General features: G+C 69.1%; 15 protein-coding genes. 13 read left to right on the top strand and 2 right to left on the bottom strand.

The features are described from left to right. Nucleotides 1-22 precede the first annotated feature (22 nt). The 3 genes from glgX to treZ are packed head-to-tail and all read left to right on the top strand — an operon-like array spanning nt 23 to nt 6,355. Nucleotides 23-2,245: a glycogen debranching protein GlgX gene (gene glgX / locus AB4Y94_RS09975; protein WP_441727663.1), complete on the top strand. Its 2,223-nt coding sequence runs from the start codon at nt 23-25 to the stop codon at nt 2,243-2,245. Then, nucleotides 2,242-4,599 (top strand): malto-oligosyltrehalose synthase, encoded by a 2,358-nt coding sequence (gene treY / locus AB4Y94_RS09970; protein ID WP_441727662.1) that lies wholly within the window; start codon nt 2,242-2,244, stop codon nt 4,597-4,599. The genes glgX and treY overlap by 4 nt, the downstream gene beginning before the upstream one ends. Continuing rightward, on the top strand, nt 4,589-6,355 hold the full coding sequence (gene treZ / locus AB4Y94_RS09965) for a malto-oligosyltrehalose trehalohydrolase (RefSeq protein WP_441727661.1): 1,767 nt from the start codon (nt 4,589-4,591) through the stop codon (nt 6,353-6,355). The genes treY and treZ overlap by 11 nt, the downstream gene beginning before the upstream one ends. A 27-nt stretch (nt 6,356-6,382) precedes the next feature. On the opposite strand, the gene AB4Y94_RS09960 is transcribed toward treZ, so the two are convergent. Beyond that, a complete protein-coding gene (locus AB4Y94_RS09960) occupies nt 6,383-6,958 on the bottom strand; it encodes an NADPH-dependent FMN reductase (RefSeq protein WP_441727660.1) in 576 nt (191 codons plus the stop codon). Nucleotides 6,959-7,009: 51 nt separating this feature from the next. Here AB4Y94_RS09960 and AB4Y94_RS09955 point away from each other — a divergent pair, with 51 nt between their 5' ends. From AB4Y94_RS09955 to paaZ, 4 genes are all read left to right on the top strand, one after another. Beyond that, the gene (locus AB4Y94_RS09955; RefSeq protein ID WP_441727659.1) at nt 7,010-7,486 is read left to right on the top strand and encodes a hypothetical protein; all 477 of its coding nucleotides are present in this window, start codon (nt 7,010-7,012) and stop codon (nt 7,484-7,486) included. Between the two features lie 79 nt (nt 7,487-7,565). Further along, on the top strand, nt 7,566-8,126 hold the full coding sequence (locus AB4Y94_RS09950) for a hypothetical protein (protein WP_441727658.1): 561 nt from the start codon (nt 7,566-7,568) through the stop codon (nt 8,124-8,126). Between the two features lie 168 nt (nt 8,127-8,294). Beyond that, complete coding sequence (locus tag AB4Y94_RS09945; protein WP_441727657.1) at nt 8,295-9,479, top strand: acetyl-CoA C-acyltransferase; 1,185 nt, start codon at nt 8,295-8,297, stop codon at nt 9,477-9,479. 31 nt (nt 9,480-9,510) lie between these two features. After that, nucleotides 9,511-11,592, top strand: a complete 2,082-nt coding sequence (gene paaZ, locus AB4Y94_RS09940) for a phenylacetic acid degradation bifunctional protein PaaZ (RefSeq protein ID WP_441727656.1) — start codon at nt 9,511-9,513, stop codon at nt 11,590-11,592. Between the two features lie 120 nt (nt 11,593-11,712). Here the strand turns inward: paaZ and AB4Y94_RS09935 are convergent, their stop codons facing one another. Then, a complete protein-coding gene (locus AB4Y94_RS09935; protein WP_441727655.1) occupies nt 11,713-12,336 on the bottom strand; it encodes a TetR/AcrR family transcriptional regulator in 624 nt (207 codons plus the stop codon). Nucleotides 12,337-12,426: 90 nt separating this feature from the next. On the opposite strand from AB4Y94_RS09935, the gene paaA reads away from it, so the two are divergent. Genes paaA through AB4Y94_RS09905 form a run of 6 tightly spaced genes read left to right on the top strand, consistent with a single transcriptional unit; the run spans nt 12,427 to nt 17,082 of the window. Beyond that, a complete protein-coding gene (gene paaA, locus AB4Y94_RS09930) occupies nt 12,427-13,413 on the top strand; it encodes a 1,2-phenylacetyl-CoA epoxidase subunit PaaA (RefSeq protein ID WP_441727654.1) in 987 nt (328 codons plus the stop codon). Next, the gene (gene paaB / locus AB4Y94_RS09925) at nt 13,413-13,721 is read left to right on the top strand and encodes a 1,2-phenylacetyl-CoA epoxidase subunit PaaB (RefSeq protein WP_441727653.1); all 309 of its coding nucleotides are present in this window, start codon (nt 13,413-13,415) and stop codon (nt 13,719-13,721) included. Before paaA ends, paaB begins: the two co-directional genes overlap by 1 nt. A gap of 15 nt (nt 13,722-13,736) precedes the next feature. After that, complete coding sequence (gene paaC / locus AB4Y94_RS09920; protein ID WP_441727652.1) at nt 13,737-14,567, top strand: 1,2-phenylacetyl-CoA epoxidase subunit PaaC; 831 nt, start codon at nt 13,737-13,739, stop codon at nt 14,565-14,567. Nucleotides 14,568-14,581: 14 nt separating this feature from the next. Further along, nucleotides 14,582-15,136 carry a 1,2-phenylacetyl-CoA epoxidase subunit PaaD gene (paaD, locus tag AB4Y94_RS09915; RefSeq protein WP_441727651.1) on the top strand — a complete coding sequence of 185 codons (555 nt, stop codon included), beginning with the start codon at nt 14,582-14,584 and terminating at the stop codon, nt 15,134-15,136. Next, nucleotides 15,133-16,260, top strand: a complete 1,128-nt coding sequence (paaE, locus tag AB4Y94_RS09910; RefSeq protein WP_441727784.1) for a 1,2-phenylacetyl-CoA epoxidase subunit PaaE — start codon at nt 15,133-15,135, stop codon at nt 16,258-16,260. Before paaD ends, paaE begins: the two co-directional genes overlap by 4 nt. Before the next feature lie 48 nt (nt 16,261-16,308). Further along, entirely contained in the window at nt 16,309-17,082 is a 774-nt protein-coding gene (locus tag AB4Y94_RS09905; RefSeq protein ID WP_441727650.1) for an enoyl-CoA hydratase/isomerase family protein, read from the top strand. The last annotated feature ends 106 nt before the right edge of the window (nt 17,083-17,188 follow it).

The following is a 17,188-nucleotide window of genomic DNA, read 5'->3' as shown; positions in this document are numbered from 1 at the left end:
TTTAGGCTACCCGAGGAGTCGCATGGAAGTCTGGCCTGGATCCGCATACCCGCTTGGAGCAACATTCGACGGGAGCGGCACGAACTTCGCCCTGTTCAGCGAAGCGGCAGACCGAGTGGAACTGTGCCTGTTCGACGATGAGGGAACCGAGACCCGCATCGAGGTTCGTGAGTCGGAGGCCTACGTCTGGCACTGCTACCTCCCTGAGGCGCAGCCCGGCCAGCGTTACGGCTATCGCGTACACGGTGAGTACGGTCCGGCGACCGGGCAACGCGCCAATCCGAACAAGCTGCTGCTCGACCCGTATGCCAAGGCAACCTGTGGGGCCATCGACTGGGACCAGTCGCTGTTCTCGTACAACTTCGGCGACCCTGAGTCGCGCAACGACGAGGATTCCGCGCCGCACATGATGCTCGGCGTGGTGGTCAACCCATTCTTCGACTGGGCCGGCGATCGGCCGCTCCGCACGCCTTACAACCAGACAGTGATCTACGAAGCACACGTGAAAGGCCTCACCGAACTGCAGGAGGCCGTGCCGGAGTCGCAGCGCGGAACCTACGCCGGCGTCGCGCACCCGTCGGTCATCGAACACCTGAACAAACTCGGCGTGACCGCGATCGAACTGATGCCGGTGCACCAGTTCGTGAACGACAGCACGCTGGTCGAGAAGGGGCTCTCCAACTACTGGGGCTACAACACGATCGGCTTCTTCGCCCCGCAGAACACTTACTCCTCCACCGGCGACCGCGGCCAGCAGGTCCAGGAGTTCAAGGGAATGGTGCGGAGCCTCCACGCTGAGGGCATCGAGGTGATCCTCGATGTGGTGTACAACCACACAGCTGAGGGAAACCACCTCGGGCCCACCCTCTCATTCAAGGGCATCGACAACGGGGCCTACTACCGGCTCGTTGATGACGACCAAAATTACTACATGGATTACACCGGTACCGGGAACACCCTGAACGTGCGCCACCCGCACGTGCTGCAATTGATCATGGACTCGCTGCGGTATTGGGCGACGGAGATGCATGTGGACGGGTTCCGGTTCGACCTGGCGAGCGCGCTGGCCCGGGACCTGTACGACGTCGACAAGCTGTCGACCTTCTTCGAACTTGTGCAGCAAGACCCGGTCGTCTCCCAGGTGAAGCTCATCGCCGAGCCGTGGGACGTCGGGCCCGGCGGCTACCAGGTCGGGAATTTCCCGCCGCAATGGACGGAATGGAACGGCAAGTACCGCGACACGGTGCGCGACTTCTGGCGCGGAGAACCGTCGACCCTCGGAGAGTTCGCCTCCCGGTTCACCGGCTCCGCCGACCTCTACGAGCACTCCGGCCGGCGCCCGGTCGCGTCGATCAACTTCATCACCGCGCACGACGGGTTCACCCTCGCCGACCTCGTCTCATACAACGAGAAGCACAACGAGGCCAACGGTGAGGACAACCAGGACGGGGAGTCCCACAACCGCTCCTGGAACTCCGGGGTCGAGGGACCAACGGATGACGCCGACGTGCGGAGTCTCCGTTCCCGCCAGCAGCGCAACTTCATCGCCACCCTGCTGTTGTCCCAGGGGGTGCCGATGATCCTGCACGGCGACGAACTCGGGCGCACCCAGAACGGCAACAACAACACCTACGCCCAGGACTCCGCGATCAGCTGGATCCACTGGGACGAGTCCGACCATCCGCTGGTCGAGTTCGCCGCCGCCGTCTCCCGGCTGCGGCACGAGCACCCGACGTTCCGGCGCAGCCGCTTCTTCGACGGCCGGCCGGTGCGGCGCGGTGAGGGCGAGCCGTTGCCCGACATCGTCTGGCTCACCACCGACGGCGAGGAGATGCAGCCGGAAGACTGGGACGAACAGCGCACGCTCAGCCTCGGGGTGTTCCTCAACGGCCACGGCATCCGGGAACGCGACCCCCGGGGCCAGGACGTCACCGACGTGAACTTCCTGATCTATTTCAACGCCGGTGCGGACGACGTGGAATTCTCCCTGCCGTCGGAGGAATACTCCCCGGCGTGGGAAATCGTGGTCGACACCGCCGGTGAGGGCGCCGATTCTGAGCCGCGCCCCGCAGGCGCCCTGCATACCGTTTACGGGCGCTCGCTCGTTGTGCTGCGCGCTTTCCAGCCCGCTGAGATCCTGCCCGACCACTCGGTCGCTGCCTCCCTGGCCGGGATGCCGACCACGCGGGAGCACGAGCTGGGACGCTCGACACTCACCAGGTCTGCACCGGAGCTGGGACTGTGACCACTCCACAGTCGACCTACCGCCTGCAGATCACCTCCGGATTCACCCTCGACGACGCGGCATCGCAGGTCGACTACCTGGCGCGCCTCGGCGTCGACTGGGTCTACCTGTCGCCGCTGCTGAAGGCGGAGGACGGGTCGGACCACGGATACGACGTGGTTGATTTCAGCGTCGTCGACCCGGCCAGGGGCGGCCCCGGCGCTCTCGCGCGCCTGGCCGACACCGCCCGGCGCGCCGGTCGCGGCGTGCTGGTGGACATCGTGCCGAACCACACCGGGGTGGCGACGCCCGCGCACAATCCGTGGTGGTGGGACCTGCTCACCCACGGCCGCGACTCCCACTACGCCGAAGCATTCGACGTGGACTGGGATTTCGGCGGCGGCAGGGTTCGGGTGCCGGTGCTCGGCGATGCCACGGGTGACGACGAGCTCGACCGGCTCGAGCTGGTCGACGGTGAACTCCGGTATTACGACCACCGCTTCCCGGTCGCCCCCGGCACCGCCGACGACGGCGCCCCCGCGACGGTGGTGCACGATCGCCAGCACTACGAGCTGGTGAACTGGCGGCGTGCGGACGCCGAACTCAACTATCGTCGCTTCTTCGCGGTGAACACCCTCGCCGGGGTGCGCGTCGAGGTGCCGTGGGTGTTCGACGAGTCGCACGCCGAGATCATCCGCTGGGTGCACGACGGGCTGGTGCAGGGGCTCCGGGTTGACCATCCGGACGGCCTGGCCGACCCCGGTGGCTACCTGGACGCGCTCCGCGCAGAGACCGGCGCCGAGTACATCGTGGTGGAGAAGATCCTCGAGGGCCGTGAGGCGCTGCCCGACGGGTGGCAGACCGAAGGAACCAGCGGCTACGACGCACTCGCCGACTTCGACCGGGTGCTTGTCGACCCGGCCGGCCAGCATCCGCTTGACGAACTGGAAACCGCCCTGCAGGCGGAAGCCGGGAACGCCAACACCAGCTGGGAGGAACGGGTGCACGCCGGCAAGCGCTCAATCGCCGACGGAATCCTGCGTTCAGAGGTGCTGCGGATCGCCCGGCTGGTACCCCGGCTCGGCGACCCGGACACCACCGCCGATGCCCTCGCGGAACTCCTGGCCGCGTTCCCGGTGTACCGGTCATACCTTCCGCTGGGCAGCGAGCACCTGCGCACCGCGGCCCGCCGCGCCGCCGAACGGCGTCCGAACCTCACCGACCGCATCGACGCGCTGCTCGTGGTGCTCGCCGACCCGGCACACCCGGCGGCCGTTCGGTTCCAGCAGACCTCCGGCATGGTGATGGCCAAGGGCGTCGAAGACACCGCCTACTACCGGTACAGCCGGCTGACGTCACTCAACGAGGTCGGCGCCGACCCGGCCGAATTCGCCATCGGCACCGACGAGTTCCACCGGCGCCAGCAGGCCAGGCTCGAATCGTTCCCGGCCTCGATGACGACGCTGTCCACCCACGACACCAAACGCGGTGAGGACGTGCGCGCCCGGATCGCGGTGCTGGCGGAGGTCCCGGCCGAGTGGAGGGCGACCCTCGCGCGGCTGCGCGAGCTCGCGCCACTGGGCGACGCGCCCTTCGAGAACCTGCTCTGGCAGGCGATCGTCGGCGCCTGGCCGGCCAGTCGGGAACGCCTCGCCGGCTACGCGCTCAAGGCCGCCAGGGAGGCCGGTCTCTCCACCACCTGGACGGCCCCGAACCAGGCCTTCGAAACCGCGCTCGGCCGGCTCGTCGACTCCGCGTTCGACGACACGCAGGTCGCGCAGACGATCGACGCGTTCGTCGCCCGGGTGCGGCCGTTCGGCTGGAGCAATTCGCTCTCGGCCAAGCTACTCCAGCTCACCGCCCCCGGCGTGCCAGACGTCTACCAGGGCAGCGAACTCTGGGAGACCTCGCTGGTCGACCCCGACAACCGGCGCCCCATCGATTACGCGGCGCGGCGCGAGTTGCTGACCGCCATCGACGACGGATGGCTGCCGCAGGTCGACGAGGGCGGCGCGGCGAAGCTGCTGGTCACCTCGCGTGCGCTTCGGCTGCGCCGGGACCGCGCCGACCTGTTCACCGGCTACCGGCCTCTGCAGGCCGACGGCGCGGCCGCGGACCACGTGGTCGCCTTCGGCCACGCGGACAGCGGTGCGATCACCGTCGCGACGCGACGTCCGGCTGGGCTGGCCGCCGGCGGCGGCTGGCGGGACACGGCGGTCGACACCGGCCTGGACGCCACCGGGCTGACCGACGTGCTGACCGGCATCCGTTACGACCAGCGGGCGCTGCCACTGCGCATGCTGCTCGGGCACTACCCGGTGGCGCTGCTCGTCCCCGATGGGGGAGAGACTCGAGGTGAGACGCATGTCAGGTGAACCTTCCGGTCACTTCGACGTCTGGGCGCCCAACGCGTCACAGGTCGAGCTGGTCGCCGGCGGTGACCGGCATCGGATGAACCGCGGGCACGACGGCTGGTGGTCGGTTGTGGCGACCATGGGCGGCGCCGGCGCCGGCGTCGATTACGGGTTCGTCGTGGACGGCGAGGGTCCGTTCCCCGATCCGCGGTCGCGCCGGCAACCGGGCGGAGTCCACGAACTCTCCCGCAGCTTCGACCCCGGCCGGTACGACTGGCAGGACGCCGGCTGGACCGGCCGCCCGTTGGCCGGGAGCGCCATTTATGAGCTGCACATCGGCACATTCACGCCGGAGGGCACCCTCGACTCCGCGATCGAACGGCTGGGTCACCTGGTTGCCCTCGGGGTCGACTTCGTGGAACTGCTCCCGGTGAACGCCTTCAACGGCAGCCACAACTGGGGCTACGACGGGGTGCTCTGGTATGCGGTGCACGAGGGTTACGGCGGTCCGGCCGCCTACCAGCGGTTCGTCGACGCCTGCCACCAGGCCGGCCTCGGCGTGATCCAGGACGTCGTCTACAACCACCTCGGCCCCAGCGGCAATTACCTGCCGAAGTTCGGCCCCTACCTCAGCACCGAGGGCGCAAACACCTGGGGCTCCTCGGTGAACCTCGACGGGCCGCTGTCCGACCAGGTGCGCCGCTACATCATCGAGAATGCGTTGATGTGGCTGGGCGACTACCACGTCGACGGGCTGCGCCTGGATGCCGTGCACGCGCTGAAGGACGACCGCGCCACGCACCTGCTCGAAGAACTCGCCGGCGAGGTGGCCGCGCTGGAGGCATCCGTCCACCGCCCGCTCAGCCTCATCGCCGAGTCCGACCTCAACGACCCGAAACTGATCACTGCGAGGGACGCCAACGGGTACGGGCTCGACGGGCAGTGGAGCGACGACTTCCACCACGCCGTGCACGTGGCCCTCACCGGGGAGACCACCGGGTACTACGCTGACTTCGCGCCGCTCGGTGCGCTGGCCAAGGTGCTCGAACGCGGGTTCTTCCACGACGGCACCTGGTCGAGCTTCCGCGAACGCACCCACGGTCGCCGCATCGACACCGAGAGGATGCCGACCTGGCGCCTCGTCGTCGCCAGCCAGAACCACGACCAGATCGGCAATCGCGCCACCGGGGACAGGCTCACCGCCCACCTCGACGCGGGGCAACTGGCGATCGCCGCCGCCCTCACCCTGCTGGGGCCGTTCACGCCGATGCTGTTCATGGGGGAGGAGTGGGGCGCGTCAACGCCGTGGCAGTTCTTCACCTCGCACCCGGAGCCGGAGCTGGGGGAGGCGACCGCGCACGGCCGCATCGCCGAATTCGCCCGGATGGGCTGGGACCCGGCCCTGGTGCCGGACCCGCAGGACCCGGCGACGTTCGAGCGATCCCACCTGGACTGGGAGGAAGTCGCCCAACCGGACCACGCCCGCATGCTCGAGGTGTATCGCGCGCTCGCCCGGCTGCGCCGGGACCGCCCCGAGTTCACCGACCCGCGCTTCGACCGGGTGCAGGTCGAGTTCGACGAGAACGAACGGTGGCTGAGGCTTCGTCGTGGTGGTTCTGAGATCTTGGCCAACTTCAGCGCGGAGCCCCGCACCGTGCCGAGCGGCGCCGGCGAGCTCCTGCTCGGCTTCGCACCGGATGCCGCGGCAGAGTTCACGACCGGCGCGAGCGCGACGCTGTTGCCCGCCCACTCGATCGTGGTCCGTGGGGGTCGCTGAATCCGTCGCCCAGACCGTGGGCTTTCGCTATTGTGACTCGGCCAGGGCGGCGAGCACCCGCCGGGTGAACTGGTGGAACTCTTCCATCCAGGTGCGCAGGAAGTCCGCCGTGCCGTCATTGGTGATGTCGCCGTCGTCGGTGATCAGCCCGGGCGTGAATTGGATGTAGGCTTCCGGGGCGTTCATCTGCGGTGAGTCGCAGAAGCTGAGGACGGCCTTCAGGTCCTGCTGCATCACCGCCGTGCCGATCGCGCCAGGAGAGGTGCCGATCACCGCGGTCGGTTTGCGGGAGAACGAGTTCGTGCCCCACGGGCGGCTCGCCCAGTCGATGGCGTTCTTCAGCGGACCGGGAATGGATCGGTTGTACTCCGGACTCACGAACAGCACAGCATCGACGGCGGCGATCGCGTCCTTGAGCGCGCGGCCCTCCGGCGGGTAGTCCGCGTCGTAGTCGTAGCTGTACAGCGGGAGGTCCCGGATCGGGATCTCCGTCATGTGGAATTCGGGTGGGGCCACCTTGACCAGTGCCATGGCGAGTTTCCGGTTGATCGATTCGGTGGCGAGGCTGCCGATGAGATAGCCGACCGTGAATTGTCGTGTCATGGTGTCGTCCTTTCCTGCGCGCAACGCTACGCCGTGTACCGTGAGTTCACTATGGGACACTTCCTCACGCCCTCCAGCCGGGAATCACTCGCCCGGCTCACGGCGCTCGACGACGAGCCGGCGGGGGATCCGTTGAACGTCGTCCGCGGCATCCGCTCGGCGATTGCCGACCTGGACGCCGACCCGGCCACGCTCCGGGCGGTCCGCAGGGCGGTGGCCGACGGGGCGACCTGGGACGACGTCGCCGCCGCGGCCGGCTTGAAAGCCGCGGCGGCCAAATGGCGCTGGCAGGGGAGCGACGAGGAGATCGCCGCGCGGCACGAGGCGGGGCGAAAGCGCGCCGCACGGCCGAGTAGCGTGCCTACCGACCTGCCCGGGTACTCCGTCGCCGACGCTGCACGTACCCTCGGCGTGACGCCGCAGGCGATCTACCTGCGGGTGCGCCGGGGCACAATGCGCAGCCAGACCGTTCAACGTGACGACGGTCGGAGCTACCAACGGGTGTTCCTGGACGAGGGCTCGGCTTGACCCCCCGTCCTGGGCACAGCACAATGGGCGAAGCCGCCGCCACCACAGGCGCGGTGCGAATCCAGACCCGGAGACAACGATGACTGACCTTCACCCGACCCAGCCCCTCGGCAGCGATGCACAGGATCCGGTCGCCACTGCTCCGGCCGACACCACCCAGATCCTGCCGGCCTCGGTACCGGCCTCGGTACCGGCCTCGGCGCCGGACGAACGCAGCGCAGAACCGGGTGCGGTGGCAGTGCGGCCGGGACCGGGGGCATCCGTTCGGGCACCGCAGCGCATCGCGCTCGTGGTGTTGGTCGGCATTGTCGCCCTGGCGCTCGCATTCATCATCATGATCTTCGTGAACGTCAGCAGTGAGAGCATCAATGCGCTGGCGGTCATCGCGACTCCGATCGCCACCATGGTGGCCGCGTATTACGGCATCACACTGAGCATCCAGCAGGTGCGGAACGAGCGCGCCGAGAAGGACAAGGCGATCGCGCGAGCGGATGCGGCGGTGACGTCGGCCAGGGAAACCGAGATCTGGGCGGCGCAGATGGAATCGGGCCTCCGCGTCGCGATGGCCAAGCTCACCGCCGCCGGCATCGGCACCGACGAGGTCACCAAGGCTGCCGGCACTCCCGACGACTTCTTCTAACCCCGCCCTCTTCGCCCGCCCCTCTTCGCCCCGCCCCCTTCGCCGAACCTGCACTTGTTGGGGTTATGCGGGCGTTTTAGACCCAACAAGTGCGCTTTCGGCGATCGTGTGACATCCTTTACAGAACGAACGGTCAGTCAGTAATCATCCAGCGAAGGTGATGGAGCAATGGGCGAAGCATTCCTCGTGGACGGCGTGCGCACCCCGATCGGCCGCTACGGCGGAGCACTCTCCGGCGTGCGGCCGGACGACCTCGCCGCGCTGGTGATGGAATCCGTCGTCGCCCGCGCCGGGCTCGACCCGGCAGAGGTGGACGACGTGGTCTGGGGCGCCGCCAACCAGGCCGGCGAGGACAACCGCAACGTCGCCCGGATGGCGGTGCTGCTGTCCGGGCTCCCCGACTCTGTTTCCGGCATCACCGTCAACCGGCTGTGCGCCTCAGGCCTGTCCGCCGTGCACCTGGCGTCAATGATGGTGAAGTCGGGCGAGGCCGACGTCGTGATCGCCGGAGGCGTCGAGTCGATGACCCGCGCGCCGTGGGTGCTGGCAAAGCCCGAGACGGCGTTCGCCAAACCGGGTGAGATCGTCGACACCTCCATCGGCTGGCGGTTCACCAACCCGAAGTTCGCGGCGCGCGACAAGGCCACATACTCGATGCCGGAGACGGCGGAGGAGGTCGCGACCGTCGACGGCATCAGCAGGGCGGATGCCGATGCGTTCGCCCTGCGCTCGCACCACAACTCCGTGGCCGCCCGCGACGCCGGGTTGTTCCAGGACGAGATCGTCGGCGTTCCCACCCGCGCCGGCACGGTCACCGTCGATGAGGGACCGCGCCCGGATACCACGATCGAAGCGCTGGCCGCCCTGCGGCCGGTCGTGCGACCCGGCGGGGTCGTGACAGCGGGCAACGCCAGTTCGCTGAACGACGGGGCCGCCGCGCTCATCGTCGCCAGCGAATCGGCGGCCCTGCGGCTCGGACTCACTCCGCGCGCCCGAGTGCTCGGCGGTTCCAGCGTCGGCGTGGCCCCCGAGATCATGGGGCTCGGCCCGGTGCCGGCCACCCAGAAGCTGCTTCACCGGCTCGGGCTCGGCGTCGGTGACTTCGGCGCCGTCGAACTCAACGAGGCCTTCGCCACCCAGTCGCTGGCCTGCATCAGGCGACTCGGGCTCGACCCGGAGATCGTCAACCGCGAGGGCGGGGCGATCGCCCTCGGGCATCCGCTCGGCGCGTCGGGAACCCGGATCCTGGTCACCCTGCTCGGCCGGATGGAACGAGAAGCCGCCCGGACCGGGCTGGCCACCATGTGCGTCGGCGTCGGCCAGGGCGTGTCCCTCGCCGTGGAGCTCGTCTGATGACCACACTCTTCGACTGGAAGGCTGAACAATGACCCTGCTCGACCCCCGTACCGACCAAGACGCCCCGATCCCGATCGTCCCGAGCTTCGTCAGGGACGCCTGGTGGTCGCCCGCCCCCGACACCCTCACCGACGCCGCGATCCAGGCCGTGCTCGACGCGAGCACCGGTCGCCGGGTCGCATCCGTCAGCAGTGAAGGCGTCGACCTGGCCGGGATGGTCGACTACGCCCGCACTGTCGGCCAGGCCTCGCTCGGCGGGCTGACGTTCCACCAGCGGGCGATGCTGCTCAAGGAACTCGCCCAGTACCTGGGGGGTGTGAAGGAGGAGCTCTACGCCCTGTCGGCGCAGACCGGCGCGACCCGCTTCGATTCAATGATCGACATCGACGGCGGCATCGGCGTGCTGTTCACGTTCTCCTCCAAGGGCCGCCGGGAGATGCCCAACAGCCAGGTCTACATCGACGGCCCAGCCGAATCCCTCTCCAGGGACGGCTCGTTCCTCGGCCAGCACATCTACACCCGCCTGCCCGGGGTGGCCTGCCAGATCAATGCCTTCAACTTCCCGGTCTGGGGCATGCTGGAGAAGTTCGCCCCGGCCTTCATCGCCGGGGTGCCGTCGATCGTCAAACCCGCCACACCAACCGGCTACCTGGCCGAAGCCGTCGTGCGGCACATCCTCGCCTCCGGGATCCTCCCCGACGGCGCCCTGCAGCTGGTCTCCGGCGGGGCCCGCGACCTGGTCGACCACCTCGACTACCGCGACCTGGTCGCCTTCACCGGTTCCGCATCCACGGCCCGCGTGCTCGGGGCGCACCCCAACGTCGTCCAGGGCGGCGTGCGATTGACCACCGAGACCGATTCGCTGAACGCGGCGATCCTCGGAACGGATGCGACTGCGGGCACGCCCGAATTCGACGCCTACGTCGCATCGGTGGTCACCGAGATGACCGCGAAGACCGGGCAGAAGTGCACCAGTATCCGCCGACTCATCGTGCCGGCCGGCCGGATGGAAGACGTCGTCGCCGCGGTCACCGAACGGGTGGGGCGCCGCGTCAGGATCGGCGACCCGCGGGCGGAGGGCGTGACCATGGGCCCGCTCGCCAGCCCGGAGCAACTGCGCGAAGTGCGCTCGAGCGCCAGCCGACTCGTGGCCGGCGGCGGCCGGGTGGTACTCGGATCGCTGGACGCGCCGGCGGGAACCGACGCCGACGGCGCATTCATGGAGCCCCTGCTGCTGGCCTTCGACGACCCGGAGGCCGAGGCGGTGCACGAGGTGGAGGCGTTCGGGCCGGTCGCCTCGGTGTTCGAATACCGTGACCTCGATCACGCCGTCACGCTGGCCGCACTCGGAGGCGGGTCGCTGGTGGCGACCGTCGCCACCCACGACCCGTTGATCGCCCGCGCGCTGGTGCTCGGCATCGCCGCCCACCACGGGCGGGTGCTGGTGCTCGACCGGGACGACGCGAAGACCAGCACCGGCCACGGGTCGCCCGTGCCGCACCTGGTGCACGGTGGGCCGGGGCGGGCCGGTGGTGGCGAGGAACTCGGCGGAATCCGTGCGGTCCTGCACCACATGCAGCGCACCGCCATCCAGGGGTCGCCGGACATGCTCACCGCGATCACCGGGGAGTGGCACGCCGGCGCGGCAGTCGACACCGCCGTGCATCCGTTCCGCAAATCGCTCGCCGAGCTGAAGGTGGGCGACCGGGTCGAAGCCGGGCCGCGCACCGTCACCGCCGACGACATCGCGGCGTTCGCCGCCTCGACCGGCGACACCTTCTACGCCCACACCGACGCGGAGGCCGCGGCGGCGAACCCGTTCTTCCCCGGGATCGTGGCCCACGGCTACCTCCTGGTGTCGTGGGCTGCGGGGCTGTTCGTCGACCCGGCGCCGGGCCCGGTGCTGGCGAACTCGGGACTGGAGAACCTGCGGTTCGTGACGCCGGTGTCGCCGGGGGACAGCATCCGCGTGGCACTGACCGCCAAGCGGATCACCCCGCGCGAGACCGAGGAGTACGGCGAAGTGCGCTGGGACGCGGTGCTGCAGAACCAGAACGACGAGATCGTCGCGACCTATGACGTGCTGACCCTGGTGGCGAAGGACGCGTAGCGCGGGCCGGGCGCCGCTGCGCGGGGTGAATACAGCCCGCTCAACGGCGTTGGGCCCGCGCAGCCCGGCAGCCGCCGGCCACGGGGTGATGCGGGGGCTTCAGGGGTCGGCGAGGGTGGCTCAGTGCGAGCGGATGCCGTCGAAGGCGACCGCGAGCACGTCCTCCGCCAGCTGGGCCGGCTTCATCGGCCCGCCCGGCCGGTACCAGTCGACGATCGAGTTGATCATGCCGAACAACAACCGGGTGATCGTGCGGGCGTCCACGTCGGTGCGCAACGTGCCGTCTGAGCTGGCGGACTCCACCAGCCCCGCCATCGCCGCGTTGAACGCGCGCCGACGATCCAGCGCATGCCGCTCGATCGGGGTGTTGCCGCGGAGACGCAACAGCAGGGTCACGTAGGGCAGTCGTTCGCACAAGACCCGCACCGCCTCGGTGACCACGAAGCGCAGCCGCGCCTCGGCGGTCCCGGCGCTGGCCCTGGGCTCGTCGAGGATCGCTTCGAGCCCATCCAGCGCGTAGTCGAGCGCGCGGTTGAGCACCTCTTCCTTGCTCGGGAAGTGGTGGTAGATCGCCGACTTGCTGGTGCCGAGGCGCTCGGCCAGGGTGCCCATCGAGGTGGCCTCGTAGCCGAACTCGTTGAACGTCTCCACGGCAATCGTCAGCACGCTCTGCCGGTCGTGGCCGGGCCGGCCCGCCCGCTGTACCGACGTGACTGCTGGCGTGAGAGCATCCGTCGTACCCATGAGTCCTCGATTCCGGCTCGCTTGACCGCTGCGATGTCCAATGTTAGCCTAAACGAACGGTCAGTCAGTAATTAGGGCAAGGTGTGGTCGATGTCGATTCCCAGTGTCGCAGATCCGGTTTCAAGCCCGAGCCCGGAGCAGGTGGCGTTTGACGAACTGATCGCCTCAGACGGCCGGATCGAACCGACCGACTGGATGCCGGAGGCCTACCGCCGCACGTTGGTGCGCCAGATCTCGCAGCACGCGCACTCCGAGATCATCGGCATGCAGCCGGAGAGCAACTGGATCAGCCGGGCCCCGAGCCTGAAGCGGAAGGCCATCCTGATGGCCAAGGTGCAGGACGAAGCCGGTCACGGCCTCTACCTCTACTCGGCCGCACAGACCCTCGGCACCGACCGGGACACCATGTTCGAGCAGCTGATCACGGGCACGGCCCGGTATTCATCGATCTTCAACTACTTCACCCCGACCTGGGCCGACATGGGGTCCATCGGCTGGCTCGTCGACGGCGCCGCGATCTGCAACCAGGTGCCGCTCTGCCGGGCCTCCTACGGACCGTATGGACGCGCCATGGTGCGCATCTGCAAGGAGGAATCCTTCCACCAGCGGCAGGGGTTCGAGATCCTGCTCAGCCTGATGCGCGGCACGCCGGCACAGCGGGAGATGGCCCAGGAATCCGTGAACCGCTGGTACGGGCCCGCCCTGATGATGTTCGGGCCGCCCGACGACGAATCGCCGAACTCAAAGCAGTCGATGGCGTGGAACATCAAACGGTTCAGCAACGATGAACTGCGCCAGCGATTCGTCGACATGCTGGTCCCGCAGGCCGAGGTGCTGGGCATCACCCTGCCAGACCCCGATATCGCGTGGAATGAGGCGCGCGGCGGTTACGACTTCGGCGAGCTCGATTGGGCTGAGTTCCACGAGGTGCTCGCCGGGCGCGGGCAGGCCAACGCCGAGCGGCTGCAACGCCGCCGGCAGGCCCACGAAGACGGCGAATGGGTTCGAGAAGCCGCCCGCGAATACGCCCGCAAGCAGGCTGTCCAGGCTGACCAGAGCGACCGAAAGGTGGCCTGATGACGAGTCCAGGCGAATCCGGCGGCCGCGAGCAGTGGCCGCTGTGGGAGGTCTTCATCCGCTCGTCACGCGGCCTGTCGCACGTGCACGCCGGGTCGTTGCATGCACCGGATGCCGAGATGGCGGTCCGCAACGCCCGTGATGTCTACACGCGGCGCAACGAGGGGGTCTCGGTGTGGGTGGTGCCGTCGGCGATGATCACCGCGTCGGACCCCGACGCGCGCGGTGCGTTCTTCGAGTCCCCCCAGGGCAAGGACTACCGCCACGCCAGCTATTACACCGAAGCCGGCCTGGTCCGCCATCTGTAACTGGGAGCGCTGACCATGTCGCAGAAAATCACCCCGGGTGACGCGCTCACCCCCGAACGGATCGCCGAGCAGCTCCGCGACCCCGCCGCCGCCGCTTCGGCGCCGGTCGCCGAATACGCGCTCCGCCTCGGCGACGACGCCCTCATCCTCGCCCAGCGCCTGGGCGAATGGATCGCCCGCGCCCCGGAGATCGAAGAGGACATCGCACTCGGCAACATCGCCCTCGACCTGATCGGGCACGCCCGCTCCTTCCTCACCTATGCCGGCAGCGCCTGGGGCAAGACCGAAGACGACCTCGCCTACCTCCGCGATGAACCCGACTGGCGGTGCGCGCAACTGTTCGAACTGCCGAACGGGGACTTCGCGCACACCATCGTGCGCCAGCTTGCCGTCTCGTGTTACCAGTTCGAGCTCTACACCCGGCTGTCGGCATCCGCTGACCCGGTCCTGGCGGCGATCGCCGCCAAGGCGGTCAAGGAAGTCGACTATCACCGCGACCACAGTGCGCAGTGGATGCTTCGGCTCGGCCAGGGCACGGAGGAGTCCCGCGACCGCGTGGATGTCGCCCTCCGCGACGTCTGGCCGTACGTGGACGAACTCTTTCGCGATGACGAGCTGACCGACGCGCTGGCCGACGCGTCTCGCGGTGTCGCCGTTCGCCCGTCCACCCTGCGGGAGCCGTTCGACGTCCTCGTCGCAACGGTCATGGGCCGGGCCGGCCTTGCCCTGCCCGAGGGCTTCGTCGCCCGCGGCGGCGGCCGCCACGGTGTGCACTCCGGCAGCTTCGGCGCCCTGCTGGCCGAGATGCAGGTCCTCGCCCGGCAGCACCCGGGGGCGAGCTGGTGAGCACGATGACCCCCATGACAGTGGGCAGACTGGCTCATTCGCCGGCCGCCGCGGATCACACCGAATCCGTCGCCCGCCCCCGCCCGACGGATGCCGCCTCCGCCGCCGTCTGGGACCTGGCCGCCACCGTGGTCGATCCGGAGGTGCCCGTGCTGACCATCGCGGACCTCGGGATCCTGCGCGAGGCCTCCGTTTCCGGCGGCAGTGTCCTCGTGTCGATCACCCCGACCTACTCCGGTTGCCCCGCCGTCGAGGCGATCCGCGACGACATCGTCACCGTGCTGGCCGCCGCGGGCTACTCCGACGTGGCCGTGCGGGTGGTGCTCAGCCCGGCGTGGACCACAGACTGGATGAGCGCCGACGGCAAACGCAAACTCGAGGAGTTCGGCATCGCCCCACCCACCGGCACCCGGCCGGCCGGCCCGGTGTCGCTCGGGCTCGGGGTGCGCTGCCCGCACTGCGGTTCGCTGCACACCCGCCAGCTCAGCCGGTTCGGGTCCACCTCCTGCAAGGCGCTCTACGCCTGCCAGCGCTGCCAGGAGCCGTTCGACTTCTTCAAGGACCACTGACCGTGGCCGCGACAACGGATACCCAGGTCGTGCCGCGTCGACGTGCCCGGTTCCATACCCTGACGGTGTCGCAGGTGCGACCGCTCACCGAGGATTCGATCGAGGTCGCCTTCGCCGTGCCGGCCGAGTTGGCCGGCGCCTACGACTACGACCCGGGGCAGTACGTGGCGATCCGCGCCACCATCGACGGCACGGAGCTGCGCCGCAGCTATTCCATCTGCGCCGCTCCGGCGCCGGGGGAGATCCGGGTGGCCATCAAACGCGACCTCGGAGGAGCGTTCTCGACCTGGGCGCTGGGGAACCTGGCCCCGGGTGCCCAGCTGGATGTGATGAGCCCGGAGGGCAACTTCGTCGTCTCGCCGGGCGCAAACCTCGACCGGCACTTCGCGGCCATTGCCGCCGGGTCAGGGGTGACCCCGGTGGTGGCGCTGGCGCACAGCGTGCTGGCTGCCTCGCCGCACTCGCAGTTCACACTCGTCTACTCCAACCGCACCGCCCTGGACACGATGTTCCTCGAGGACCTCGCCGACCTCAAAGACACCTACCCGGCCCGGCTGGCGCTTCACCACGTGCTCACCCGCGAGACGCGCACCTCCCCGCTTCTCTCCGGTCGCATCGACCACCAGAAGCTGCAGGCGATCCTCGGGACGCTGGTGCGCCCGGAAACCGTCGACGAGTGGTTCATCTGCGGCCCGTTCGAACTGGTGCAACTCTGCCGGGACACCCTCGCCGAAGCGGGAGTCGCGGCCGGCGACATCCACTTCGAACTCTTCACGACCGGGGAACCGAACCGACCCGAAGGCTCACATGGGCGGCCGGTCGAGGTGGACCCGGGCGGCGCGGTGCATTCGATCACGTTCACCCTCGATGGTCGAGCATCCACCGTGACCACGCCCGTGCACGGTCGGGAAAGCGTGCTGAACGCCGCCCTCCGGGTGCGGCCGGACGTGCCGTTCGCCTGTGCCGGTGGTGTGTGCGGCACGTGCCGCGCCAAGCTGGTCGGTGGCACGGTCGAAATGGAAGAGAACTTCGCGCTCGAACCGGAGGAACTGGAACGTGGCTACGTGCTCACCTGCCAGTCGCTGCCCACCAGCGAAGCCGTGAGCGTCGACTATGACGTCTAGTCAGTGGTCGCGTCTCGACTGGCTCGACAACCGACACGGGGGGCCGCAGTGATCGAGCTGACCATCGAGAACGATGTCGCCGAGGTGGTGCTGAACGCGCCCGAGAAGCTCAACTCGCTCGATCCCGCGTCCCTCGCCGAACTCGGTGCCGCGTACGACGAGGCCGCCTCCGCCGGGGTGCGCGCGCTCCTGCTCCGCGGTGCGGGGCGGGCCTTCTGCGCCGGGCGGGACATCGCCGGCGTCGACCCGGCAACGGATGACGCGTTCGGCTTCATGACGGATGTCCTCACCCCGGTCCTGAGGACGATGAGCGCGTTCCCGGCGCCGACGTTCGCGGTCGCGCACGGGGCGTGCCTCGGCGTCGGACTGGGGCTGCTGATTGCCACCGACGTCGTGTACGTGGGCAACAGCGCGAAGATCGGTTCCCCCTTCGCGAAACTCGGGGCGACCCTGGACTCCGGCGGCCACGCCCTGTTCATCGAACGACTCGGCGCCCACCGCACCCTCGACCTGATCTACACGGCCGAGCTGATGAGTGGGGCCGACGCCGTCGCATCCGGTCTGTTCAGCCGTGCCATGCCAGACGACGAGGTGCTGGACTTCACCCGCGCGAAGGTGGCCCGGGTCGCTGCCGGCCCGACCGAGGCGTTCCTGGCCAGCAAGGCCCTGGTCGCGGCGGTCCGCGACGAACGACTGGGCCTCTGGGATTCGATCGCGGGGGAGAACCGGGCGCAGGCCGACCTCGCCGGCACCCCGGACTTCGTAGAAGGGTTCCGCGCCTTCCAGGAGAAGCGGGCGCCGGTCTTCCGCGGTCGCAGCTGATGCCCGGCCGGCTTCGCCTGCAGCTGCGCACGTCGAACGGGGGCGCGACAAGCTGCGCCGGTTGAACGCCAGTGCGCGTACCGTATTCAACGGGCGCAGCGGCGTT

The organism is Glaciibacter sp. 2TAF33, assembly GCF_052114945.1.
GTDB lineage: Bacteria > Actinomycetota > Actinomycetes > Actinomycetales > Microbacteriaceae > Cryobacterium.
Note: the sequence above shows the minus strand (reverse complement) of the source record. Positions and strands in the feature narration are given on the sequence as shown.

Coding starts and splice junctions, on each gene's coding strand:
- glgX (WP_441727663.1), top strand. CDS start 23: ATGGAAGTCTGGCCTGGATCCGCATACCCGCTTGGAGCAACATTCGAC.
- treZ (WP_441727661.1), top strand. CDS start 4,589: ATGTCAGGTGAACCTTCCGGTCACTTCGACGTCTGGGCGCCCAACGCG.
- AB4Y94_RS09960 (WP_441727660.1), bottom strand. CDS start 6,958: ATGACACGACAATTCACGGTCGGCTATCTCATCGGCAGCCTCGCCACC.
- AB4Y94_RS09955 (WP_441727659.1), top strand. CDS start 7,010: ATGGGACACTTCCTCACGCCCTCCAGCCGGGAATCACTCGCCCGGCTC.
- AB4Y94_RS09950 (WP_441727658.1), top strand. CDS start 7,566: ATGACTGACCTTCACCCGACCCAGCCCCTCGGCAGCGATGCACAGGAT.
- AB4Y94_RS09945 (WP_441727657.1), top strand. CDS start 8,295: ATGGGCGAAGCATTCCTCGTGGACGGCGTGCGCACCCCGATCGGCCGC.
- paaZ (WP_441727656.1), top strand. CDS start 9,511: ATGACCCTGCTCGACCCCCGTACCGACCAAGACGCCCCGATCCCGATC.
- AB4Y94_RS09935 (WP_441727655.1), bottom strand. CDS start 12,336: ATGGGTACGACGGATGCTCTCACGCCAGCAGTCACGTCGGTACAGCGG.
- paaA (WP_441727654.1), top strand. CDS start 12,427: ATGTCGATTCCCAGTGTCGCAGATCCGGTTTCAAGCCCGAGCCCGGAG.
- paaB (WP_441727653.1), top strand. CDS start 13,413: ATGACGAGTCCAGGCGAATCCGGCGGCCGCGAGCAGTGGCCGCTGTGG.
- paaC (WP_441727652.1), top strand. CDS start 13,737: ATGTCGCAGAAAATCACCCCGGGTGACGCGCTCACCCCCGAACGGATC.
- paaD (WP_441727651.1), top strand. CDS start 14,582: ATGACAGTGGGCAGACTGGCTCATTCGCCGGCCGCCGCGGATCACACC.